This window comes from Sphaerisporangium sp. NPDC005288, from assembly GCF_040607475.1.
GTDB lineage: Bacteria > Actinomycetota > Actinomycetes > Streptosporangiales > Streptosporangiaceae > Sphaerisporangium > Sphaerisporangium rhizosphaerae.
Genome location: NZ_JBEXGT010000034.1, coordinates 62,094 through 85,825 on the forward strand (window position 1 = coordinate 62,094; position 23,732 = coordinate 85,825).

Below are 23,732 nucleotides of genomic sequence, written 5' to 3' on the forward strand. Positions count from 1 at the left end.
CTCAGTTTCCGGTCGTCTGGCCCTTGTCGGCCCCGGTCTTGGCGAGGCTGCCCTTCGCCGCGGCGGCCACACGTTCGGCGGTCAGGCCGAACTGCTCGTACAGCGTCTTGTACGGCGCGGAGGCGCCGAAGTGCTCAAGGCTCACGACCTCGCCCTCCTCACCCACGAACTGCCGCCAGCCCAGGGCGATTCCCGCCTCGACGGCGACGCGCGCGCGGACCGCGGGAGGCAGGACCGACTGCTTGTAGGCGTCGTCCTGGGCCTGGAACCACTCGACGCACGGCATGGAGACCACGCGGGCCGGGATGCCCTCCTCCTCCAGCAGCTTGCGCGCTCCGACGGCCAGCTCGACCTCGCTGCCGGTGCCGATGAGGATCACCTCGGGCTGCCCGTTGGAGGCGTCCTGCAGGACGTAGCCGCCCTTGGCGACCTTGTCGAAGTCGGCCGTGCCCTCGTACACCGGCAGGTTCTGCCGGGTCAGCGCCAGCGCCGCCGGACGGTCGGTGTGCTCCAGGACGGTCTTCCACGCGGCCGAGGTCTCGTTGGCGTCGGCCGGGCGGACCACGTCCAGGCCCGGGATGGCCCGCAGCGCCCACAGGTGCTCGACGGGCTGGTGGGTCGGGCCGTCCTCGCCCAGGCCGATGGAGTCGTGCGTCCACACATAGGTGACCGGCAGGCCCATCAGGGCGGCCAGGCGCACGGCCGGGCGCATGTAGTCGCTGAAGACCAGGAAGGTGCCGCCGTAGGGGCGGGTGCCGTCGTGCAGGGCGATGCCGTTGAGGATCGAGCCCATGCCGTGCTCGCGGATGCCGAAGTGCAGCGTGCGGCCGTAGCGGTTGCCGGGGAACGCCTTGGTCTGGTGCTCCTCGGGGATGAAGGACGGCTCGCCCTCCATCGTGGTGTTGTTGGACTCGGCCAGGTCGGCCGAGCCGCCCCACAGCTCCGGCAGCACCGGCGCCAGCGCGTTCAGCACCTGGCCGGAGGCCTTGCGGGTGGCGACCGACTTGCCGGCCTCGAAGGTCGGCAGGGCCTCGTCCCAGCCGGCCGGGAGCTTGCGGGCGCTCATGCGCTCGAACAGGGCGACGCGCTCGGCGTTGGCGGCCTGCCAGCTCTCGAACCCCTTGCTCCACTCGGCGTGCAGGGCCCGGCCGCGCTCGACCACCTGGCGGGTGTGCGCCAGGACCTCCTCGGGCACGTCGAAGTCCTTGGACGGGTCCAGGCCGAGGACCTCCTTGGTGGCGGCGACCTCGTCGGCGCCCAGCGCCGAGCCGTGGATCTTGCCGGTGTTCTGCTTGTTCGGCGCGGGCCAGCCGATGATCGTGCGCAGCCGGATCAGCGTCGGACGCTCGGTCTCCTCGATGGCCGCCCGGTAGGCCGCGTACAGCTCCTCGACGTTCTCGACGTACTCGCCCGTGGCGGTCCAGTCGACCTTGATCACGTGCCAGCCGTACGCCTCGTAGCGGGCGGCGACGTCCTCCGACAGGGCGATGTTGGTGTCGTCCTCGATGGAGATGTGGTTGGCGTCGTAGATGACGTTGAGGTTGCCCAGCTTCTGGTGGCCCGCGATGGAGCTCACCTCGTGGCTGATGCCCTCCTCGATGTCGCCGTCGGAGGCGATGGCCCAGATGCGGTGGTCGAAGGGGCTGTCGCCGGCCGCGGTGTCGGGGTCGAACAGGCCCCGCTCGCGGCGGGCGGCCATGGCCATGCCGACCGCGTTGCCGAGGCCCTGGCCGAGCGGGCCGGTGGTGGTCTCCACCCCGATCGTGTGGCCGTGCTCCGGGTGCCCCGGGGTCAGGCTGCCCCACTGGCGAAGACCCTTCAGGTCGTCCAGGGTCAGCCCGTAGCCCGACAGGTACAACTGGATGTAGAGGGTCAGGCTGGAGTGGCCGGCCGACAGGACGAAACGGTCGCGGCCGGTCCACGCCGGGTCGGAGGGGTCATGGCGCAGAACGCGCTGGAACAACAGGTAGGCGGCGGGGGCCAGGCTCATCGCGGTGCCCGGGTGTCCGGATCCGGCCTTCTCCACCGCGTCCATGGCGAGCGCGCGTACGACGTCGACCGCGCGCCGATCGAGGTCGCTCCACTCAAGGTTTGGCACGAGTTCGCTGCTCAACTGCTCGATCTCCTATAGGTCAATGGCGCCGGTTCGGCTCGCGCGCCCGTCCGGTCTTTGGGCACCTTCGCTCCCAACACCGGACCTTAATGGGTCGATTCCCCCACCGTAGATGCATTGTTCTTGTGACATGCGGCCGGGGAACATGGTGCTCGCGTCCTTACAACCTTGCCCCTGAGACTCGGTCTGGAACGCGAAAGGCCCCACCGGCCGGGAACCGCGCCGGCGCCGGGAAGACGGGGCGTTCACCAGCGCGGACGACCCCCTCCCCAGGGTGCCCGCGCGAGGGGCATTCGCCCCCGATGCCGGGACCGACGCCACCCCGCACTACAGTGAGTCCTCACAGCGCTGGCTCATGCCCGCAATCACGGATCCGCTCTAATCAGAGGTTACGCGTTGACCCCGCACCCGCTGGAAGCGCCATGACGGTGCTGACCACAAAGCCGCCCACGGCCGCGCTTTCGGCCGCGCGCCGATCGACGCTCGCCACCGTGCGGGCCTACGTGGCGCTGACCAAGCCGCGGATCATCGAGCTGCTGCTGATCACGACGCTTCCGGTGATGTTCCTGGCGGCACGCGGCTTCCCGCCGCTGTGGGCCGCCGTGGCCGTCCTGGTCTTCGGCACCCTGTCGGCGGGCAGCGCCAACGTGCTGAACTGCTACATCGACCGCGACATCGACGCCACCATGCGCCGCACCCGCCGCCGCCCGCTGGCGATGGCGGAGGTCACGCCCCGCAACGCGCTGATCTTCGGCGTCGTGCTCGGCGTCCTGTCCACCCTCGGGCTCGGCCTGAGCGTCAACTGGGTGGCGGCCGGCGGGTCGCTCGGGGCGATCCTGTTCTACGTCTTCGTCTACTCGATGCTGCTCAAGCGGCGCACCTCGCAGAACGTCGTGTGGGGCGGCATCGCCGGGTGCATGCCCGTGCTCATCGGCTGGGCCGGCATCACCGGCCGCGTCGACTGGGCGCCGGTGGTGCTGTTCGGCGTGGTGTTCTTCTGGACGCCGCCGCACACCTGGACCCTGGCCATGCGCTACCGCGAGGACTACGCCGCCGCCAAGGTGCCCATGCTGCCGGTGGTCGCCGGCGAGCGCCGGGTCGTGCTCGAGAGCGTGGCCTACACCTGGGCCACCGTGCTGTGCTCGCTGCTGCTGTGGCCGGTCGCCCACACCACGCCGTTCTACGCGGTGGCGGCCGCCGTCCTCGGCGCGGTGTGCCTGTGGGAGGTCTACCGCCTGCTGGGCCGCCTGAACGCCGGCAAGACCGGCGTGGCGCTGCGCCCGATGCGCTTCTTCCACTGGTCCAACGCCTACCTGGCCCTGCTGTTCCTCGCCGTGGCCGTCGACTCCCTGCTCTGAGGCGGTTCCCTTCCTGAGGTGGCTCCGGTTCCTCCGGTTCCCCTTCAGGAGGCGGTTCCTCCCTTTCCGAGGTGGCTCTGGTTTCCCTTTCCGGGGCGGCTCCCTGTGGCCGCCGAGCTGCCGTTCCGCGTCCGTCGCGCCTTCCGAATCTGACTATTACGGTCATCCGATGTGTGATCGTCCGGCAGAATGATCTGCCGGCCGCCGCCCGGCAGGCGGGTGGGGGCCTGGAAGGGATCATTGGATGCGAAGGACCACCAAGACGGTTCTCCTGGCCGCGGCTCTGTCGATCGGAGGCGTCGTCGCCAACCCCGCGTACGCGGTGGCCTCGGCCCGAACCCCCGAGGGGGTCTGCGGCGCGGGGTTCCACCGCGTCGCCGACAGCAAGCGGGTGGTGAAGACCCGCGAGGGGGACGTGTTCGGCTACGTCTACCTGCTCTACAACCGCAAGACCGGCTACAACTGCGTCACCACCATCAAGACGGTGTACGTCGGCACGCCGACCTACACCTCGGCGACGCTGACCACGCAGACCAAGCGGATCAAGGACGAGCCCGTCAGGACCAACAGCAAGACCGACGGGCGCAAGTACAAGTACTACGCGGGCCCGGTGAAGCTGTACGCCAAGGGCTTCTGCGTCAAGTACTCCGGCACGATCTGGGACACCCGGCGGGACGCGGCGATCGCCACCGGCGGCCGCAACTCCTGGGGTAACTGCGGCTGAGCGCCGCCACGGCGGCCGCGCGCCAAGCGCGGCCGCCCTCGGTCGTCAGGGTCGTCGGCGGTCGTCAGCGGCCCTCAGCGGCCGGAGATCAGGCCCGCCAGGCGGGCATAGGCGGATGTACGCGACATCTGGGCGTTCTCGTGGCGGTCGGCGGTGCGGAAGAGCGCGTAGATGGCCTGCACGCCGAGCCAGCGCAGCGGCTCGGGCTCCCACTGGCGCACCTGACGGCCCACCCACGGAAGCCCGGTGAGCTCGGTCCGCCGGCGCAGCACCAGGTCGCGCAGGGTGCGCCCGGCCAGGTTGGTCGTGGTGACCCCGCTGCCGACGTAGCCGCCCGCCCAGCCGAGGCCGGTGGCGTGGTCGAGGTGGACGGTCGAGCACCAGTCGCGGGGCACGCCGAGCACGCCGCACCAGGAGTGCTGGATCCGCGCGCCGGCGGTCGCCGGGAACAGCGTGGTGAGCATCCGGTACAGCGCCGCCACCGTCTGCGGCTGGGTGGCGCCGCGCACGTCGGTGCGCGAGCCGAAGCGGTAGGGCACGCCCCGCCCGCCGATGGCGATGCGACCGTCGGCGGTCCGCTGGGCGTAGATGTAGGCGTGCGCCTGGTCGCCGAGCAGTTCCCGGCCCTGCCAGCCGATGCGCTCCCACACCCGCTCGCCGAGCGGCTCGGTGACGATCATCGAGCTGTTCATCGGCAGCCACTGGCGGCGCTGCCCGCGGATGCTCGCGGTGAAGCCCTCGGTGGCGCGGATGACGTACTCGGCGGTGACCGTGCCGCGGTCGGTCACCGCGGCCGCCCTGCCCGCCTTGCCCGGGCCGTCCCCGGTCCGCGGCCGGATCTCGGTGACCGTGGTGCCCTCGAAGACGTCGACGCCGAGGGCGGCCACCGTGCGGGCCAGCCCCACGGCGAGCTTGGCGGGCTGGATGCGGGCGCAGTGCGGGCTGTAGGCGGCCGACAGCGCCCCCGCCACGTGGATGCGCTCCTCGCGCTCCTGGGCGGTGAGCGGCCGCATGTCCTGCTCGTCGAACCCCCACCGGCGCAGGTCGGCGACCTCGGCGCGCAGGCGGCGGTCCTGGGCCGGGTTGGTGGCCACGTGGACCAGGCCGCCCTTGTGGACGTCGGCGTCGATGCCCTCGGCGCGGGTGACCTCGATGACCTCCTCCACCGCGGCGAACATCGCGTGCTGCAGGTCGATCATCGCCTGCCTGCCGCGGGCGGCGGCGTGCCGTTCGCGGGAGCCGGCGAACTCGGCCGACAGCCAGCCGCCGTTGCGGCCGGAGGCGCCGAACCCGGCGAACTCCCGCTCCAGGATCGCGACGCGCAGGTCCGGCTGCGCCTTCTTCAGGTAGTAGGCCGTCCACATGCCGGTGTAGCCGCCGCCGACGATCGCGACGTCGTAGTCGCGCGGCCCCGGCAGCGCGGGCCGGCGTTCCGGGACGCCGATCTGCCGGTACCAGAACGAGACCCCGCCGTTGGCGAAGTCGTCGGTCAACGGCGTGCCGTTCAAGCGGGTCATACTCGTTCCTTACCGCCTTGTATGTGCGGACATACAGCCCAAAGACGGATATTAGGGCCCAGGCGGTCCGATCGTGTCATCCGCGGCGCGGGAGTACCTCAGAGGCTCACTTCTCCCATCCCGCCTTGGTGAAGTCGTCGGAGGACAGGCCGCCCGCGCCGAAGTTGGCCAGCCCCTTGCGCACGGCCAGCACCTGGGGCCGCTGGTACAGCTCGATGGTGTGGCCGAGCCGCCAGACCAGCGCGTCCGCCTGGTTGTACAGCTTGACGGCCTCGGTCCGGTCGGTGGTGGTCTGCGCCTTGGTCAGCAGGTCGACCAGTTCCGGCGAGCTGATCCGGCCGTAGTTCTGGTAGACGTTCTCGCCTTCGGGCTTCTGGTACTGGGGGAACGCCTGCGACAGGAAGAGCTGGTCGACGTTGCGGAAGGAGACCAGGTCGAAGTCGCCGCGGTAGACGTACTTCTCGAAGTAGTCGTTGCCGGGCACCTTGTCGATCGTGATCTGGATGCCCGCCTGGGCGAGCATGTTCTGCAGCAGCGTGGCCTGGTCGGCCTGCTGGGAGGTGGAGTCCGCGCTGATCACGAACGACAGCTTCAGCGGCGCGCCGTCCTTGGTGCGGGGCTGCCCGGCGCCGTTGTCCTTCCAGCCCGCCTCGTCCAGCAGCCTCTTCGCGCCCTCCAGGTCGTACTTGCCGTACTCGCCGGAGTTGTCCTGGAAGCCCTCCTGGTTCGGCATGAAGAAGTGGTTGCCGAGCGGCCGTCCCTTGAACGGCAGGTCCTTGAAGGCCACCTCGGTGAGGGCGCCGCGGTCGACCGCCTTCTCCACGGCGTTGCGCACCTTGAGGTCCTGCAGCGGGCCCCGCCCGCCGTTGAGGGTGATGTGCACCTCGTCCCAGCGCGCGCCGACGCGGATGGCGGTGTCCGGGTCGTCCTTGACGCGGCCGTAGGCCTCCGGACGGATGGCCGCGACGTAGTCGATCTCCTTGTTCAGGTAGGCGTCGAGGGCGGCGGCCGGGTCCAGCGCGCGGAAGACGACGGAGTCGAGCTTGGGTTTGGCGCCCCACCAGTTCGGGTCGCGGACGGCGGTGATGGTCTGCGCCGTCTTGTCGTAGGAGCCGATCTTCCACGCCGAGGCGGTGATCGGCACCTTCTCCAGCCAGCCCTTGTTGAACTTCTCCGGGGTGTCGTAGGCGGCGGCGGGGAACAACGGGTCGAACGTCTGCCGCCAGTCGGCGAACGGCTTGTCGTAGGTCACCTTGACCTCCTGCGGGCCGGCCCCCTGCTCGACCTTGCCGATCAGGTCGTACCCGGCCCACCCGGCGGACAGGTAGGACTTGTCCCTGCCGTTCAGGGCCTTCCACTGCGCCTGGAAGTCCTTGTAGCTCAGCGGGGCGCCGTCCGACCACCTGGCCTTGGGGTTGAGCTTGTAGGTGACCACCTGGGGCGAGGTGGAGGTCACCTCGGCCGACTCCAGGTAGTCCGGCACCGGGTGGGGGACGCCCTTGGCGTCGTAGGAGAACAGGTCGGGCTCGACGAGGGCCACGATGGCGGAGCCGTCGCCCTGCGTGCCGTCCACCTGCTGGCTGTTGTACTGCGTGATCCACTGCTGGATGCTCATCCGCAGCGTGCCGCCGTCCTTGAGGCGGTCCAGGGGCTGGGGGTTGATGTCGGCCGCGTCGACGGCCGGGCCGCCGCTCGCGGCGCCCGGCGAACCCGCCGCCGCCGCGCCGGAACCGGGGGAGGGGGTGTTCCCTCCGCATCCCGCGAGTGCCAGCGTCGCCGCGGCGGCCACCGCCCACAGCCGGGTACCTGTCGTCACGTGCTCTCCCCTGGGGTCCTGTTTGCGAACAAAACAGACTTTAACGGTAGGATTACTCAACATTAGCCACCGGGTCAGGCGGGAAGAAGGGAGGGGCACGGCGTGACGGGCTTCCTCGTCAGACGGGCCGGGTACTACCTGGTGCTGCTCACCGTCGCGGTCTTCCTCTCCTACGCCGTGGCCGCCACCGCGCTGAAACCCCGCGCCTACTTCGAGGGCCGCCAGCCGAGACCCCCGGCCGCCGCCGTGGAGGCGCAGCTCACCCACCTCGGCGTCAACGACCACGACCCGCTCCTCGTGCGGTTCGGCACCTGGGCCGGGCACGCGCTCACCGGCGACCTCGGACGGACGATCTTCGACACCTCGGTGGGCGAGGAGTTCGGCCGGCGCGTCGGGGTGAGCCTGCGGCTGCTGCTCGTCGGCACCCTGCTCGGCACCGTGATCGGCATCCTGGCCGGCGTGTGGAGCGCGGTACGGCAGTACCGGCTCTCGGACCGCCTGGTCACGGTCACCTCCTTCGTCCTGCTGTCCACCCCGGTCTTCCTGCTCGCCGTGCTGCTCAAGACCGGCGCGCGGTGGATCAACGAGACCTTCGGCCAGGTCATCGGCTACACCGGCGAGAAGACGCCCGGCCTCACCGGCGGCCTGCTCGCCCAGGCGGGCGACCGCGCCGTGCACCTGCTGCTGCCGACCCTGTCCATCGCCCTCGGCGCCATCGCCATCTACAGCCGCTACCAGCGCGCGAGCACCCTCGACGTCCTCGGCTCGGACTACCTGCGCACCGCGGTCGCCAAGGGGCTCGCGCCGCGGACGGCCCTGCTCAAGCACGGGCTGCGTGTCGCGCTGATCCCCCTGTCGACCTTCTTCGCCTACGGCTTCCTCGCCATCTTCACCGGCGCCACCCTCACCGAGACGATCTTCGGCTGGCACGGTATGGGGGAGTGGTTCGTCGACGCGGTCAACAAGAACGACGTCAACGCGGTCGTCGCCGTCAACCTCTTCGCCGCGGTCGTGGTCCTGGCCTCGGGCCTGGTCGCCGACCTGCTGCACGCCGTACTGGACCCCCGCGTCCGCGACGCCTAGGCCGGGAAGACACCTCCGTGATCGGTATCACCTTGCGAAGGCTCGCCGCGGCCAAGGGCGCCGCGGCCGGCTTCACCGTCATCCTCCTGCTGTTCGCCCTCGCCTTCGCCGGCCCGCTGCTGACCACGTGGCACTTCGGGGACATCGACTTCACCGCCCTCCGGGAGCCTCCGTCGGCCCAGCACTGGTGGGGCACCAACGGCATCGGGCAGGACGTCTTCGCCCAGGTGACCCACGGGCTGCAGAAGTCGCTCGTCATCGGCCTGGTGGTCGCGGTCTTCTCCACCGTCCTGGCGACCCTCGCCGGAGCCGCGGCGGGCTACTTCGGCGGCTGGGCCGATCGGGCCGTCCGCTTCCTGATCGACCTGTTCCTCGTCTTCCCCGGCTTCCTGGTGATCTCGATGATCTCGCCGGTCCTGCGCGGGTCGGGCTGGCCGGTGTTCGCGCTGCTGCTCGGCGTCCTCGGCTGGATGGTCAGCGCCAGGATCGTCCGCTCGATGACGCTGTCGCTCAAGGAACGCGAGTTCGTCCGGGCCGCGGAGTTCATGGGCGTCGGCGGGGCGCGGGTGATCGCGCGGCACGTCCTGCCCAACGTGGCCTCGTTCCTGATCGTCGACACCACGATCGCGGTGGGAGGCGCCGTCATGAGCGAGACGACGCTGTCCTACTTCGGGTTCGGGGTGCAGCCGCCCGACGTCTCCCTCGGCACGCTCATCGCCGACGCGACCGGCGGCGCCACCACCTACCCGTGGATGTTCTTCTTCCCGGCCGGCCTGCTCATCGTGTTCGTCCTGGCCGTCAGCATGGTCGGCGACGGGCTGCGCGACGCGGTGGACCCCACCCCCCGGCCCGCCCGCCGTGCCCGCCGCGCCCGCCGTCCGCGTCCCGCCGCGTCGCCGGCGGCGCGCACTCCCCGCGAGCCGGTGCCGGACGACGTCGTTGTGTCGGTCCGGGACCTGCGCGTCGCCTTCGGCGGACAGGAGGCGGTCAAGGGAGTGAGCTGGGACCTGCGACGCGGAGAGGTGCTCGGCATCGTCGGTGAGTCCGGATCGGGCAAGTCGGTCACGGCGCTGGCCGCGATGGGCCTGCTTCCCCCCTCCGCCTCGGTGAGCGGCTCGGTCCGGCTGGCCGGAACGGAGATCATCGGCGCGCCGGTGCCCACGCTCATGGCACTGCGCGGCAGGCGGGTCGCCATGGTGTTCCAGGACCCGCTGTCGGCCTTCACCCCTGTGATGCGCGTCGGCGACCAGCTCGCCGAAGCAGTCCGCGTCCACCAGCGGGTGTCCAGGGCCGAGGCCGGGCGGCGCGCGGTCGAGCTGCTGCGCATGGTCGGCATCCCCGACCCGGCCCTGCGCGCGGGCTCCTACCCGCACGAGTTCTCCGGCGGTATGCGGCAGCGGGCCATGATCGCGATGGCGATGGCCAACGACCCCGAGGTCATCGTGGCCGACGAGCCCACCACGGCCCTCGACGTGACCGTCCAGGCGCAGATCCTGGACCTGCTGCGCGAGGCCCGCCGCCGGACCGGGGCGGCCCTGGTGTTCGTCAGCCACGACCTCGGCGTCATCGCCGGGCTGGCCGACCGCGTCGTGGTCATGCGCGACGGGCTGGTGGTCGAGCACGGGACGGTCGAGGACGTCTTCGCCCGGCCCAAGGAGGACTACACGCGTGAGCTGCTGGCCGCCGTGCCCCGGCTGGACCAGGCGCCGCCCCCGCGCGACGTGTCCGGCCGGCCGCCGGTACTGCGGGTCTCCGGCCTGACCAGGACCTTTCCGCTGTTCAGTGGCACGGTGTTCCGGCGCGAGGTCGGCTCGGTCCGCGCGGTCGACGGCGCGGACCTGCTCGTACGCCGCGGCGAGACGCTCGGCCTGGTCGGCGAGTCGGGCTCGGGCAAGAGCACGACCCTGTTCGAGATCATGTCGCTCGCCCGCCCCGCCGAGGGCACGATCGAGGTGCTCGGATCCGACACGGCCGCGCTCACCCGCGGACAGGCGGCGCGGCTGCGCGGCGAGATCCAGATCGTCTTCCAGGACCCCATGGCCAGCCTCGACCCGCGGATGACGACCGGCCACATCATCGCCGAGCCGCTGCTCACGCTCGGCGTCCCCCGCAGGGAGGCCCTGGCGCGGGTGCCCGCGCTGCTGGAGCAGGTGGGCCTGTCCGCGGCCCACGCCGAGCGGTACCCCCACCAGTTCTCCGGCGGGCAGCGCCAGCGCGTCGCCATCGCGCGGGCGCTGTCGGTGGAACCCAAGCTCGTCGTCCTGGACGAGCCGGTGTCGGCACTGGACGTCACCGTGCAGGCCGGGATCCTCGCGCTGCTCGCCCGTCTGCGCGACGAGCTGGGCCTCGCCTACCTGTTCGTCTCGCACGACCTGGCCGTGACCCGGCACATCGCCGACCGGGTCAGCGTGATGTACCTCGGCAGGACCGTCGAGAGCGGCGACACCGCCACGCTCTTCGAGGCGCCCCTGCATCCCTACACGCGGGCGCTGATCTCGGCGGTCCCGATCCCAGACCCGTCCCTGGAGCGCCGCCGGCAACGGATCCTGCTGGCCGGCGACCCTCCGGGCGCCACCGCGCGGCCGGTCGGGTGCCGCTTCCGCGGCCGGTGCCCGGTCTACGCGAGCCTCCCGGCGGAGCGGCGGGTCCCCTGCGAGACGGCCGACCCCGAACCGGTGGCCCATGGCGCCGGGCACGTCGTCGCCTGCCACCACCCCGGTGTCGCCTGACCGGGCTCACCGGGCGGGCAAGTCGGAAGATGTACCATTTGGCGCAGGTGTGGGGGCCGGTCGACGGGGGAAGACCAAAGGGTTCGGAGCCGGGTCGTGTACGGGGTGGTGCGGTGATCACGTGGGGCGAGCCGTACGGACGCGGAGGTAGCGCGCCGTGCGGGCGCGGGCCGGGCGCGGGCCGGGGACGCCGAGCGGACAGGTCGTGGCCGGTCGATTACGCTCGCGCCCATGACGAACCGTGATCCCCGCTGGGTGCTGAGGGAGCGCCCCTCTCTCGGGCTCATCATCGGCCTCGTCGTGGCCGGCATCTGCGCGCTGGTCTCGTTCTCCTTCGACATCTTCAACGGCGAGCCGGTGCAGTTCTTCATCGCGCTCGTCCTGGCGCTGGCGCCGGTGCCGCTGCTGCTGGCCGCGCTGCTCGGCCTGGACCGCATGGAGCCCGAGCCGGGCAAGGACCTGGCCTTCGCGTTCATGTGGGGCGCGGGCGTCGCGGTGCTGGTGGCCGGCATCCTCAACAGCCTCAACCTCAGGTACGTCACCAACGCCCTGCACGACCCGACCGACGCGCGCAACCTGGTGGCGACCTTCGTGGCCCCGGTGGTCGAGGAGACGATGAAGGGCCTGGTGCTGCTGGGCCTGCTGCGCTGGCGCCGCCAGGAGCTCGACGGCCCCACCGACGGCATCATCTACGCCGGCATGGTGGGCCTCGGCTTCGCGATGAGCGAGAACGTCAGCTACTACATCATGGCGCAGGACCAGCACGGCTTCCAGGGGCTGGCGGTGACCGTGGTGCTGCGCGGAATCCTGTCGCCGTTCGCGCATCCGCTGTTCACCTCGATGATCGGCATCGCGGTCGCGTACGCGGCGCAGCGCCAGGGGCCGGTGCGCGGTGGAGTGGTCCTGCTCGGCTGGGCCGGCGCCATCATGCTGCACGGCATCTGGAACGGCTTCACCTCCTACGGCGGGTTCCAGGGGCTGTCGCTGGCCTACCTGCTGCTGATGATCCTGTTCTTCGTCGAGCTGAGCGTGGTCGTCAAGGACCGCAAGCGCATCGTCGGCCTCATCCAGCTCTACCTGCCGCCGTACGGTGGGCTCGGGCTGGTCACCGACTTCGACGTGTTCATGCTGTCGTCGCTGCAGGGGCGGCGCCAGGCCCGCCAGTGGGCCAAGGCCTACGGCGGTCAGGCGGGGCTGCACGCCATGCGCGACTACCAGGTGGCCGCCACCGAACTGGGCCTGCTCCACGAGCGCGGCGTGCGCGGGGTGATCGACCGTGAGACGTTCGAGACCCGGCGGGAGGCGCTGCTGGCGTGCATGAGCGTCGCCAAGGCGGCCTTCCCCGTCCCCGAGCGGCACCAGGCCACGATCGCCAAGGGCATGGCCCCGCCCGGCTACGCCCCCGGGCACGACACCTGGCACTCGGTCTCCCCCTACCCGCCGCGCGACGGCCTGCCCGGCGACCCGTACCCGGCCGACGGCGCGCCCGGCCCCGAGCGCCGCCCGGGCCGGCCGCCTTCCGGATACCGGCCCGCCCCGCCGGGCACTCCCGGCCCGGAGTACCGCCCGGGGCCGTCCGGCCCCGCGCACCAGCCCGGCGGGTCTGGCCCTGAGTTCCGGTCCGGCGGGTCTGGCCCTGAGTACCGGCCCGGTACGTCCGGCCCCGAGTACCGGCCCGGGCCGCCCGGGATGCCCGGGCCCGGTCCGGGTGGGGCGCGCTAGCCCGCCCCGCAGTCCTCCCGCCGTCCTCGCATCGTCCCTGGTCGCCCGCGCGCCCTTGCCGCGCGCGTGGCCCCGTGTTTCAATCGCGTTACGCGGATGTCTGTGGCCACTTCCGATGCCCTTTTCCGGGTGGCCGGGCCAGAGTGGGCGCGCGGCCGGCGCCGCCGCCGCGCGCGCCCTGAGACAGACCGGAGCGGCGCGCGTCCTGCGCCCGCTCGTCCGACCGCCGCCCCCGCGCGGTGGCATCCGCGATGTGAAGAGGAAGCGTGAAAACCAAGGTAAAGGTGGCGATTCTGACCGCTGTGGCGGTCGTGGCCGCCGGGTTGACGACGCTGGGCCTCCAGCGCTCGGCCCTGGCGCACGGCGCGCTCCAGGCGCCCGCCAGCAGGACCTACGCCTGCTACACCGACGGGCTGACCTCCAGCAACGAGATCAAGCCGAAGAACCCCGCCTGCGCCCAGGCCGTCGCCGCGGGCGGTACCCAGCCGCTGTACGACTGGTACGGGGTGCTGCGCTCGGACGGCGCCGGTCGCACGAAGGGCTTCATCCCCGACGGAAAGCTTTGCAGCGGCGGGTTCGACAAGTACGCCGCCTACGACGCGCCCAGGGCCGACTGGCCGGCCACGGTGGTGCAGCCCGGCGCGATGTTCAACTTCGTCTACGGGGCCTGGGTGCCCCACCCCGGCGGGTTCAAGCTGTACGTCACCAAGGACGGCTACAACCCCACCGCGCCGCTGACCTGGGCCGACATGGAGGATCAGCCGTTCCTGACGGCCGATCCCGAGCCGGGGGTGAGCAACGGCGCCTACCGGTTCTCCGGGCGGCTGCCCAACAAGAGCGGCCGGCACGTCATCTACTCGGTGTGGTACCGCTCCGACAGCAAGGAGACCTTCTACGGCTGCTCGGACGTGATCTTCGGAGGCACCTCGACGCCGCCGCCGAGCTCACCCCCGCCGAGCTCCCCGCCGCCCAGTTCCCCGCCGCCGAGCTCGCCGCCGCCGGTCACGCCCACCCCGACGCCGTCCTCGCCCGGCGCCATCGCCTGCCAGGCCACGGTGACGCTCGCCAGCAGCTGGCAGGGCGGGTTCCAGGCCACGGTGACGATCAAGAACACCGGGTCCACGCCGATCAACGAGTGGTACGTCTCCTGGATGATGCCGCTGGGCATCACCATGACGCAGGCGTGGAACGGGACGATGATGCAGAGCGGCCCGAGCGGCATGATCCACGCGCCGTCATGGGCTCTCAAGCTCGACCCCGGGGCCTCGGCGACCGCCGGGTTCCTGGCCACCATGACAGGGTCGGGGACTCCGACGTTCACCGATGTGAACTGCGGATAGTTCGCGGGCGCGGGCACGCCGGCCTTCGGCGCCGGCCGGCGCGCCCGCGTTTGCTCCTCGCGAGAGGGACCTCAAGCGTGTACGACCAGCGGAAGAGGCCGACTGGCAGGGGCGGCTGGGAGAGGCCCGCTGGGCGAGGCGGCTGGGAGCGGCCGGCTGGTCAAGAGGCCGGCAGGGAGGGGGCGGCGGCGAGGGGAGGCGGCGTCCGGGCATGCGGAAACCCGGGCGCCGGACCGTGAGGCGGAGAGGCACTTCCGCCTCACGGTTGCAGCGTCCGAGTTCAGGACGGGATACGCGGTTGTCGTGGCACTGCCGAGGGGCGTCACCCCTTCCTTGCCGGCGGGCGAGGGACAGATGATTATGGGAGCGCTCCCATGCGCGCGAAGGGACCATACCCCGCAGGCCCGCCGGTGACGAAGCCCTCACTTCACGGCAAGGGCGGGCGGCCGAGAAGCCGCAGCTTGCGACCTCCGGCGCTGGCAAGCCCGATGAAACTTTCGCGCCGGAACCGAAACTTCGGTCGCGGGGGCGTTCAGCGGCGGGCGCCGAGGACGCGGTCGAGCGAGGTCTCGCGCGGCCCCGGGAAGACCGGCGGGGACCTCAGCACCACCGCGTCCAGGAACCCCTTCGCGGTCGCGCCGAACTCGCGCACGGCGTAGACGTAGGTCTGGGCGGGGAACCGGGCGGCGGAGTCGTCACCGACGCCGAAGGCGTCAAGGCCCGCGGCCCGGCACAGGGCGACGGCGCGCGGCAGGTGGAAATCCTGCGTGACGACGGTGAGGGCACGGACCCCGAACACCCGGCGGGCCCGCACGCAGGAGTCCCAGGTGTCGAACCCGGCGTAGTCCAGCACCAGCACCCCGGCCGGCACCCCGCGCGCGACCAGGTAGTCGCGCATGACGGAGGGCTCGTCGTAGCCGGGCCGGCTGTTGTCGCCCGACAGCAGAAGGGCCCGCACCTTCCCCACTCGCAGCAACCGGGCGGCGATGTCCAGCCGGGTCGCCAGCATCGGCGTGGGGGAGTGGCCGTACAGCCCGGCGCCGAGCACCAGCCCCACCGGGGCGGTCGGGACCTGGCGCGTCCACCCCGGCGCGGCTCCGGCCGTGAGCCGGTAGCGCGTGGTGGACAGCCAGGCCCAGGTCATCGGCGCCAGGCCGAGCAGGCTGAGCGCCACGGCGCCGTGGAACGCGCGGCGCCGGACGGCGCGCGAGCGCAGCGACACCCGGGCGGCGCGGGTCCACCGCGCCACGGCAGGAGGGATCACGATGGTTCAGACGCCGGCGGCGTCCAGTAGGTTCTCCCCGGTGAAGGGCGCGCCGGCCGGGCCGCGCGAGCGCATGAGGTACACCACGCGCAACGTGGCGATCCAGACCAGGGTCGAGCCGAGCACGTGCAGGCCCACCAGCAGCGCCGGCACGGCCAGGAAGTACTGCACGTACCCGATCACGCCCTGGGCCAGCTCGACGCCGAGCAGGATGAGCGCGCCCCGGCGTGCCCGGCCGGGAGAGTCGGTCACGTGCAGCGCGAACAGCAGGGCGAAGGTCAGGCCGAGCACGACCCACACGGCGTCGGCGTGCAGCCGGGCCACCGACTGGATGTCGAAGCCGAACCGCGAGGCGGCCTCGTCCCCCGAGTGCGGCCCGGTGCCGGTGACCACGACGCCGGCGATGAGCAGCGCCAGCACGGCGGCGACCAGGACGAAGCCCAGCGTGCGGATGTCGCGGTGGACCAGCCGCCGCGGCGGCTGGTCGCCCTCGCCCGACCGCGCGTACAGCGCGAACGCCGCCGCGATCATGCCGATGGACAGCAGGAAGTGCACGCTGACCGTGACCGGGTTGAGCAGCGTGCGCACGACCACGCCGCCCCACAGCGCCTGCACGGCGACGCCCAGCGGCTGGATCCACGCCAGGTACACCAGGCTGGAGCGGCGGGGCACCACCCGCATGACGGCGACCACACAGCCGACGGCCACGGCCAGCACCAGGAAGGTCAGCAGGCGGTTGCCGAACTCGATGGCCATGTTCAGGGGCGAGTGCGCGTCGTGCGCGGCGGGGACGAAGCTGTCGGGCGTGCAGCGCGGCCAGGTGGGGCACCCGAGGCCGGAGCCGGTGAGCCGGACGGCCGCGCCGGTCACCGCGATGCCCGCGTTGACGATCACGGCTGCCAGCGCCCACCGCCTGACGGTGGCGGGCGTGGCCGACCACGCGGAGTGGAACAGGTCGAGGGCCTGGCCACGCGCCCGGTCGAGGAGGGCGCCGGTCCCGGCGCCCCCCGCACCGTCGCGGGGCTGGTCTGCTGCGGTCACGGCACACATCGTAGGCGTCCACCCAGCCGGTCCCGAATCGCGCTGTGCTGTTCGGCCTCGCTCCGCTCGGCGGGCTCGGGGCGCCCTTGAGGCGGTGTCCTTCGTCGTCATTCACGAGCGCTCGTTCCTCGCACTCGCTCTCTCCTCCTCAGAACACCGCCGCGCCCCGAGCCGTGCTGCTCGGCCTCGCTCCGCTAGGCGGGCTCGGGGCGCCCTTGAGGCGGCGCCGTTCGTCGTCGTACGGGGTTCGTTCCTGACCCCTCCCTCCTCCTCACAGCACCGCCGCGCCCCGAGCGGGTCTTGTGGCCGATCCGTTGGAATCGTTCAGCGGGTTCGGGGTGTCCTTGAGGTGGTGGTCGGAGAGGGCCGGTCGGCGTCGCCGGGCTCGGGGGTGGGGCGAGCATTGATTACCGTGGTGGATATGTGACATATTACTGACTTGTTTGTGAAAGGGCTGGGGGTGGGATGGCCGACGTCGTGGTGATCGGGGCGGGGGTCGTCGGGGCGGCCTGCGCTTATTACGCCGCGCGCGCCGGGCTGAGCGTCACCGTCGTCGAGCGCGGCGCGGTCGCCTCGGGCACCACCGGGGCCGGCGAGGGCAACATCCTGGTCTCCGACAAGGAGCCCGGCCCCGAGCTCGACCTCGCCCTGCTGTCCAACCGCCTCTGGCGCGAGCTGGCGGCCCTCGGCGGGTTCGAGTTCGAGCCCAAGGGCGGCCTGGTCGTCGCCGAGACCGGCGAGGTGCTCGACGCGCTCACCGCGCTCGCCGTGGCCCAGGACGGGTTCGGCGTCCAGCGCCGGCCGGTCGGCGCCGGCGAACTGCGCGACTACGAGCCCCACCTTTCCCCCGGCCTCGCGGGCGGCGTCTTCTACCCGCAGGACGCGCAGGTCCAGCCCATGCTCGCCGCCGCCGTGCTGCTGCGGCACGCTCCCGGCGCGCGCCTGCGGACCGGGACCACGGTCACCGGCCTCTTGCGCGACGGCGACCGGGTCACCGGCGTCCGCACCGACAAAGGGGACATCCCGGCGGGCGCGGTGGTCAACGCGGCCGGCACCTGGAGCGGCGAGGTGGCCGCGCTGGCCGGCCTCGACCTGCCGGTGCTGCCGCGCCGGGGCTTCATCCTGGTCACCGAGCCGCTCGCCGCCCCGCTGATCCGGCACAAGGTCTACACCGCGGCGTACGTCACCGGCGTGGCCAGCGACTCGGCCGCCCTTGAGACCAGCGCCGTCATCGAGGGCACGCCCGCCGGCACGGTGCTCATCGGCGCCAGCCGCGAGCGGGTCGGCTTCGACCGCACCGTCTCCATCCCGGTGCTGGAGACGCTCGCCCGCCAGGCCGTCGCCCTGTTCCCGGCTCTGGCCGCGCGCCGGGTCATCAGGGCCTACTGCGGCTTTCGCCCCTACTGCCCCGACCATCTGCCGGTGATCGGCGCCGACCCGCGCGCGCCCGGGCTGTACCACGCCTGCGGCCACGAGGGCGCGGGCATCGGCCTGGCCCCCGCCACGGGCCACCTGATCGCGGGGCAGCTCACCGGCGCCGCCCCCGGCCTCGACCCGGCGCCCTTCCGACCGGAAAGGTTCGCGGCGTGACCTCATCACCCGATCCCCACGGCCTCGTCCCGCCCGCCGGGGAGCCGCCGCACGCCGGTCGCCTGGTGAGGGCGCGGCCGGAGCCGGGGTTCCCGATCACCGTGGACGGGCGGCCGGTGATGGCCGTGCCGGGCCAGACGGTCGGGGCGGTGCTGTACGCCAACGGCGTCCGGTCGTGGCGCACCACCCGCCTGGGCGGGCGTCCCCGCGGCCTGTTCTGCGGCATCGGCGTGTGCTTCGACTGCCTGGTCACCGTCAACGGCGAGCCGTCCCTGCGCGCCTGCCAGACCGAGGCCCGCCCCGGAGACGAGGTGACGACCGGATGAGGGACCTGGCGATCGTGGGAGCCGGCCCGGCCGGGATGGCCGCCGCCGTCGCGGCGGCGCGGGCCGGGCTGAGCGTCGTGCTCGTCGACTCCGGGGCGCGCCTGGGCGGGCAGTACTTCCGCCACGCGCCCGCGGGGTTTCGCGCGCGGCGGCCCGGGGCGCTGCACCACGGGTTCGGGCGCTTCGCCGCGCTGGCCGCCGAGCTGGGGCGCCGTGGCGTCGAGGTGCGCCTGCGCCGCCGCGTCTGGGCCGTCGAGCGGACGACGGACCCGGGCTCGCCGGTCACACCACCCGCGACGGACTCGGGCTCGCCGGTCACACCACCTGCGACGGATGCCGCCGGCGACGGCGGCGTGGTGCTGCACTGCCTGGCGGGCGACCGGGAGGAGCGGCGGGAGAGCGTCGAGGCCCGCCGGCTGCTGATCGCCACCGGGGCCCACGACCGGCCGTTGCCCTTCCCCGGCTGGGACCTGCCCGGAGTGTTCACGGCCGGAGGCGCGCAGGCCCTGCTCAAGGGCGACCTGGTGACCGCCGGGCGCAGGGTCGTCGTGGCCGGCACCGGCCCGTTCCTGCTGCCGGTGGCGACCGCGCTGGCCGCCGCCGGCGCCCGCGTCGCCGCGGTCCTTGAGGCCAACGGCCGCTTCGGCCCGGCCTCCGCCATGGCGGGCCACCCGGGCAGGCTCGCCGAGGCCGCCGGCTACGGCTACGGCCTGGCCCGGCACCGCATCCCCTATCTCGGCCGGCACGCCGTCATCGCCGCCCACGGGGACCGCGAACTGACCCACGTCACCGTCGCCGACCTCGACCGCGACTGGGCGCCGCGCCGCCGCCGCACGATCGCCTGCGACGCGCTGGCCGTCGGCTACGGCTTCGTCCCGCAGATCGAACTGGCCGTCCAGCTCGGCTGCGCCACCCGCGCCGGGACCGACGGCACCCCGGTCGTCGCCGTGGACGCCGGGATGCGCACCAGCGTGCCGGGCGTGTACGCGGCGGGGGAGCCCACCGGCGTCGGCGGGGCCGAGCTGGCCGAGGTGGAGGGCCGGATCGCCGGGCGCGCCGCCGCCGCCGACCTCGGCCGCCGGGTGCCGCCCGATCCGGGGCCGTCCGCGCGCAGGGACCGGCTGGCGGCCTTCGCCAGGGCCCTGCAGGCCGCCTACCCCGTCCGCGACGGGTGGAAGGGCTGGCTGACGGACGACACGCTGATCTGCCGCTGCGAGGAGGTCCCCTACGCGCGGATCAAGCAGGCGGCGCGGCTCGGAGCCACCGACGCCCGCTCGATGAAACTGCTGGCCCGCCCCGGCATGGGCTGGTGCCAAGGGCGCGTCTGCGGCTACGCCGTGGCCCGCCTGGCCGGCGAGGACCCCGGGCCGCCGCGGCGGCCGGTCGCCCAGCCGGTCAGGCTCGGCGACCTCGCGGGAGACCCGGCGGAAGACCTCGGAGAAGAACCAGCAGGAGACCCCGGAGGAGAGGACCCTCGATGACGACCCGTGAGAAGCCCTGGCACGGCGTGATGGTGGCGACCGCGCTGCCGCTGCGCGAGGACCTGAGCGTCGACTTCGACGGCTACGCCGCGCACTGCCGCCGGCTGGTCGAGCAGGGGTGCGACGGCGTGGTGCCGAACGGCTCCCTCGGGGAGTACCAGACGCTCACCCCCGAGGAGCGCGCCCGCGTCGTCGAGACGGCGGTCGCGGCGATCGGCGGCGACCGCGTGATGCCGGGCGTGGCCGCCTACGGCGCGGCCGAGGCGCGCCGCTGGGCCGAGCAGGCCAGGGACGCCGGCTGCCAGGTCGTCATGCTCCTGCCCCCGAACGCCTACCGGGCCGACGAACGGGCCGTCCTCGCGCACTACCGCGAGGTCGCCAAGGCCGGCCTGCCGATCGTGGCCTACAACAACCCCTACGACACCAAGGTGGACCTGGTCCCCTCGCTGCTGGCCGAACTGCACGCCGAGGGGCTCATCGTCGGCGTCAAGGAGTTCACCGGCGACGTGCGGCGGGCCTACGAGATCGCCGAGCTGGCCCCGGGCCTGGAGGTGCTGATCGGCTCCGACGACGTGGTGCTGGAACTGGCGCTCGCCGGCGCGACCGGCTGGGTGGCCGGATACCCGAACGCGCTCCCGGCCTCGTGCGCGGCGCTGTACCGGGCCGCCGTCGCGGGCGACCTGGCCACCGCGCTGCCGCTGTACCGCACGCTGCACCCGCTGCTGCGCTGGGACGCCAGGACCGAGTTCGTCCAGGCGATCAAGCTGTCGATGGACCTGGCCGGCCTGCACGGCGGCCCGTGCCGGCAGCCGCGCGTGTCGCTGACGGCCGAGCAGGACGCCGTGGTCCGCGCGGCCACCGAGAAGGCGCTGGCCGAAGGGCTGCGGTGACGTCGTGCGCTCCAAGAAGATCTTTCACGTGGTCGACTCGCACACCGAGGGCATGCCGACCCGCGTCGTCACCGGGGGAGTGGGCGTCATCCCCGGCGCGAGCATGGCCGAGCGGCGCGAGTACTTCATGGCGAACCTGGACCACGTCCGCAAGCTGCTGATGTACGAGCCGCACGGGCACGCGGCGATGAGCGGCGCGATCCTGCAGCCGCCCACCCGGCCGGACGCCGACTACGGCGTGCTGTTCATCGAGGTCTCCGGCTGCCTGCCGATGTGCGGGCACGGCACCATCGGCGTCGCGACGGTGCTGGTGGAGACCGGCATGGTCGAGGTGGCCGAGCCGGTGACGACCGTGCGGCTGGACACCCCGGCCGGGCTGGTCGTCGCCTCGGTGCGCGTGGAGGACGGAGCCGCCACGGCGGTCACCATCCAGAACGTGCCCTCCTTCAGCGTCGCGCTGGACGCCGTGGTGAAGGTCCCCGGCGTCGGCGAGATCACCTACGACCTGGCCTACGGCGGCAATTTCTACGCCATCCTGCCCATCGAGTCGGTGGGCCTGCCGTTCGAGCGCGCCTACGGGCAGCGCATCCTGGACGCGGGCCTCGCGGTCTCCGCGGCGATCAACGAGGCGGCCGAGCCGGTCCACCCCCTCGACCCCGGCATCCGGGGCTGCCACCACGTGCAGTTCGTGGCCCCCGGCTCCGACGCCCGGCTGTCGCGGCACGCCATGGCCATCTACCCGGGCTGGTTCGACCGCTCGCCGTGCGGGACGGGCACCAGCGCCCGCATGGCGCAGCTCCACGCGCGCGGCGAGCTGGCGGTCGGGGAGGACTTCGTCAACGAGTCGTTCATCGGCACCCGCTTCACCGGGCGCCTGGTCGAACAAACCGAGGTGGCCGGCCTGCCGGCGGTCGTCCCCGCCATCACCGGCCGGGCGTGGGTGACCGGCACCGCCCAGCACTTCCTGGACCCGTCCGACCCCTTCCCCGAGGGCTTCCTGCTCTGAGCCGGTCGATGACGTGGACTAGGTTTCCATGAAGCGGGATTTCACCCCTGAGGTTGGAGAGGGATTCACGATGGGTGTTGTCGAGAGCCGGTCCCCCCAGAACCCGGCCGACGTGGTCGCGAGCGCCGCGTCCGCCGGGAGCGAGGGCGTCGCCGAGGCGGTGCGCCGCGCGCGCGCCGCGCAGCGGCGGTGGGCGGGGGCGGGCGCCGCCGAGCGGGCCGGCGTCCTGGCCGCCGCCGCCGCGAACGTCGCCGCCGCCGCCGACGAACTGGCCGCGCTCGCCGTCCGGGAGGTCGGCAAGCCGGTCACCGAGGCCAAGGGCGAGGTGGCGCGCGCGGTGGCCATCCTGCGCTACTACTCCCAGCAGGTCTTCGACCCGGTGGGCGCCCTGTACGAGCCGTCCGGCGCGGGGCTGTCCTACACCCGCAGGCGCCCGCGCGGCGTCGCCGGGCTGATCACGCCGTGGAACTTCCCGCTGGCCATCCCCCTGTGGAAGGCCGCGCCCGCTCTTGCCTTCGGCAACGCCGTGGTGCTCAAGCCCGCTCCGCAGGCGCTCGGCACCGCGTTGCGCCTGGCCGAGATCCTCGGCCTGCCCGAGGAGCTGTTCCAGGTGGTCCCCGGGGACGCCGAGGAGGGCGTGGCGCTCATCGAGGCGGCGGACGTCGTGTCCTTCACCGGGTCGGCCGCCGTGGGCCGCAAGGTGAGCGTCGCCGCGGCGACCCGGGGCGTCCCCGTGCAGGCCGAGATGGGCGGGCAGAACCCCAGCATCGTGCTGGACGACGCCAACCTGGAGGCCGCCGCCGCGCAGATCGCCGCGGCGGCGTTCGGGTACGCCGGGCAGAAGTGCACCGCCACCAAGCGGGTGATCACGGTGGGCAACGCCGGGGAGGTGCGCGAGGCGCTGGTCGCCGCCGTCGCCAAGCTCGGCGTGGGCGACCCCGCCGACCCCGGCACCGCCGTCGGGCCGGTGATCGAGGAGTCCGCCCGCGACCGGGTGGTGGCCTCCGCGGAGGGCGGCCGGGTGCTCACCGGCGGGCAGGCCCTCGACCGCGACGGGTGGTTCGCCGCCCCGACCCTGGTCGACGGGGTGGCCGCCGACCACGTTCTCGCCCGTGACGAGGTGTTCGGGCCGATCTGCCTGGTGCAGGACGCCGGGTCGGTGGAGGAGGCGGTGGCGCTGGCCAACGGGGTGCCCTACGGGCTGGCCTCCGCGGTCTACACCCGCGACCTGGACCGGGCGCTGGAGGTCTCCTCACGGCTGGAGAGCGGCCTGGTCAAGGTGAACAACCCGACCAGCGGCGTGGACTTCTACCTGCCCTTCGGCGGCGAGAAGGACTCCAGCTACGGCCCGCGCGAGCAGGGCAAGGCGGCGCAGGAGTTCTACACCTCCACCCACACCATCGCCCTGGGCCCCGCCGGCGCCTGACCGGCTCCGCGACCCGGGCCGGGAGGCCCCGCCCCGCCTCCCGGCGCCCGGCCCGGAGTCCCGGGCACGCCATCGCGTGTACCCGGTCCTGGAGCCCCCGCCCGCCGTGTTCCGTAAGCCATGCGTCGAGCCTGGTCAGGTTCATCGCCGCCGCGATGAGCATGTGCTGGAGATGGGTCTCGGCGGTCCCGCGGTAGCGGGATCGCCGCAGGCCGAAGCCTCTGACGCCCTGGGCGATGGTGCCCTCCACGCCTGCCCTGTGGGCATGGCGTTGCTGCCGTCCGTGCGGCCGCTGCCCTCCTGATG

The 23,732-nt window shown here is 72.9% G+C and carries 17 protein-coding genes and 1 pseudogene; 12 read left to right on the forward strand and 6 right to left on the reverse strand.

Translation table 11 applies throughout. The features are described from left to right. Window position 1: 1 nt before the first annotated feature. Window positions 2-2,113: a transketolase gene (gene tkt, locus ABZU32_RS28280; protein WP_354926678.1), complete on the reverse strand. Its 2,112-nt coding sequence runs from the start codon at window positions 2,111-2,113 to the stop codon at window positions 2-4. 422 nt (window positions 2,114-2,535) lie between these two features. On the opposite strand from tkt, the gene ABZU32_RS28285 reads away from it, so the two are divergent. Both ABZU32_RS28285 and ABZU32_RS28290 read left to right on the forward strand, forming a co-directional pair. Then, entirely contained in the window at window positions 2,536-3,471 is a 936-nt protein-coding gene (locus ABZU32_RS28285) for a heme o synthase (RefSeq protein WP_354926680.1), read from the forward strand. Window positions 3,472-3,715: 244 nt separating this feature from the next. Continuing rightward, on the forward strand, window positions 3,716-4,195 hold the full coding sequence (locus tag ABZU32_RS28290) for a hypothetical protein (RefSeq protein WP_354844801.1): 480 nt from the start codon (window positions 3,716-3,718) through the stop codon (window positions 4,193-4,195). 74 nt (window positions 4,196-4,269) lie between these two features. On the opposite strand, the gene ABZU32_RS28295 is transcribed toward ABZU32_RS28290, so the two are convergent. Beyond that, entirely contained in the window at window positions 4,270-5,712 is a 1,443-nt protein-coding gene (locus ABZU32_RS28295) for an FAD-binding oxidoreductase (RefSeq protein ID WP_354926682.1), read from the reverse strand. 106 nt (window positions 5,713-5,818) lie between these two features. Continuing rightward, window positions 5,819-7,528: an ABC transporter family substrate-binding protein gene (locus tag ABZU32_RS28300; protein WP_354926684.1), complete on the reverse strand. Its 1,710-nt coding sequence runs from the start codon at window positions 7,526-7,528 to the stop codon at window positions 5,819-5,821. Window positions 7,529-7,630: 102 nt separating this feature from the next. Between ABZU32_RS28300 and ABZU32_RS28305 the strand changes: the two genes are divergently transcribed. From ABZU32_RS28305 to ABZU32_RS28320, 4 genes are all read left to right on the forward strand, one after another. Then, window positions 7,631-8,611, forward strand: a complete 981-nt coding sequence (locus ABZU32_RS28305; protein ID WP_354926686.1) for an ABC transporter permease — start codon at window positions 7,631-7,633, stop codon at window positions 8,609-8,611. A 17-nt stretch (window positions 8,612-8,628) separates the two neighbouring features. After that, window positions 8,629-11,340 carry a dipeptide ABC transporter ATP-binding protein gene (locus tag ABZU32_RS28310; RefSeq protein ID WP_354926688.1) on the forward strand — a complete coding sequence of 904 codons (2,712 nt, stop codon included), beginning with the start codon at window positions 8,629-8,631 and terminating at the stop codon, window positions 11,338-11,340. A gap of 231 nt (window positions 11,341-11,571) precedes the next feature. After that, entirely contained in the window at window positions 11,572-13,062 is a 1,491-nt protein-coding gene (locus ABZU32_RS28315; RefSeq protein WP_354926690.1) for a PrsW family glutamic-type intramembrane protease, read from the forward strand. A 266-nt stretch (window positions 13,063-13,328) separates the two neighbouring features. After that, complete coding sequence (locus tag ABZU32_RS28320; protein WP_354926692.1) at window positions 13,329-14,402, forward strand: lytic polysaccharide monooxygenase; 1,074 nt, start codon at window positions 13,329-13,331, stop codon at window positions 14,400-14,402. 532 nt (window positions 14,403-14,934) lie between these two features. Here the strand turns inward: ABZU32_RS28320 and ABZU32_RS28325 are convergent. Then, the gene (locus ABZU32_RS28325; RefSeq protein WP_354926694.1) at window positions 14,935-15,666 is read right to left on the reverse strand and encodes an ElyC/SanA/YdcF family protein; all 732 of its coding nucleotides are present in this window, start codon (window positions 15,664-15,666) and stop codon (window positions 14,935-14,937) included. 6 nt (window positions 15,667-15,672) lie between these two features. Continuing rightward, a complete protein-coding gene (locus tag ABZU32_RS28330; protein ID WP_354926696.1) occupies window positions 15,673-16,707 on the reverse strand; it encodes a COX15/CtaA family protein in 1,035 nt (344 codons plus the stop codon). A 465-nt stretch (window positions 16,708-17,172) separates the two neighbouring features. On the opposite strand from ABZU32_RS28330, the gene ABZU32_RS28335 reads away from it, so the two are divergent. The 6 genes from ABZU32_RS28335 (at window position 17,173) to ABZU32_RS28360 (ending at window position 23,426) form a co-directional block, all read left to right on the forward strand. Further along, entirely contained in the window at window positions 17,173-18,297 is a 1,125-nt protein-coding gene (locus tag ABZU32_RS28335; protein WP_354926698.1) for an FAD-dependent oxidoreductase, read from the forward strand. Then, the gene (locus tag ABZU32_RS28340; RefSeq protein ID WP_354926700.1) at window positions 18,294-18,623 is read left to right on the forward strand and encodes a (2Fe-2S)-binding protein; all 330 of its coding nucleotides are present in this window, start codon (window positions 18,294-18,296) and stop codon (window positions 18,621-18,623) included. Before ABZU32_RS28335 ends, ABZU32_RS28340 begins: the two co-directional genes overlap by 4 nt. After that, entirely contained in the window at window positions 18,620-20,104 is a 1,485-nt protein-coding gene (locus ABZU32_RS28345) for an NAD(P)/FAD-dependent oxidoreductase (protein ID WP_354926702.1), read from the forward strand. The genes ABZU32_RS28340 and ABZU32_RS28345 overlap by 4 nt, the downstream gene beginning before the upstream one ends. Then, window positions 20,101-20,994: a dihydrodipicolinate synthase family protein gene (locus tag ABZU32_RS28350; protein WP_354926704.1), complete on the forward strand. Its 894-nt coding sequence runs from the start codon at window positions 20,101-20,103 to the stop codon at window positions 20,992-20,994. Before ABZU32_RS28345 ends, ABZU32_RS28350 begins: the two co-directional genes overlap by 4 nt. 4 nt (window positions 20,995-20,998) lie before the next feature. Beyond that, window positions 20,999-22,000, forward strand: a complete 1,002-nt coding sequence (locus ABZU32_RS28355; protein WP_354926706.1) for a proline racemase family protein — start codon at window positions 20,999-21,001, stop codon at window positions 21,998-22,000. 70 nt (window positions 22,001-22,070) lie between these two features. Continuing rightward, a complete protein-coding gene (locus tag ABZU32_RS28360; protein WP_354926708.1) occupies window positions 22,071-23,426 on the forward strand; it encodes an aldehyde dehydrogenase family protein in 1,356 nt (451 codons plus the stop codon). Window positions 23,427-23,538: 112 nt separating this feature from the next. On the opposite strand, the pseudogene ABZU32_RS28365 reads toward ABZU32_RS28360, so the two are convergent. Beyond that, a pseudogene (locus ABZU32_RS28365) lies at window positions 23,539-23,697 on the reverse strand (transposase); the annotation flags it as partial. Between the last annotated feature and the right edge of the window lie 35 nt (window positions 23,698-23,732).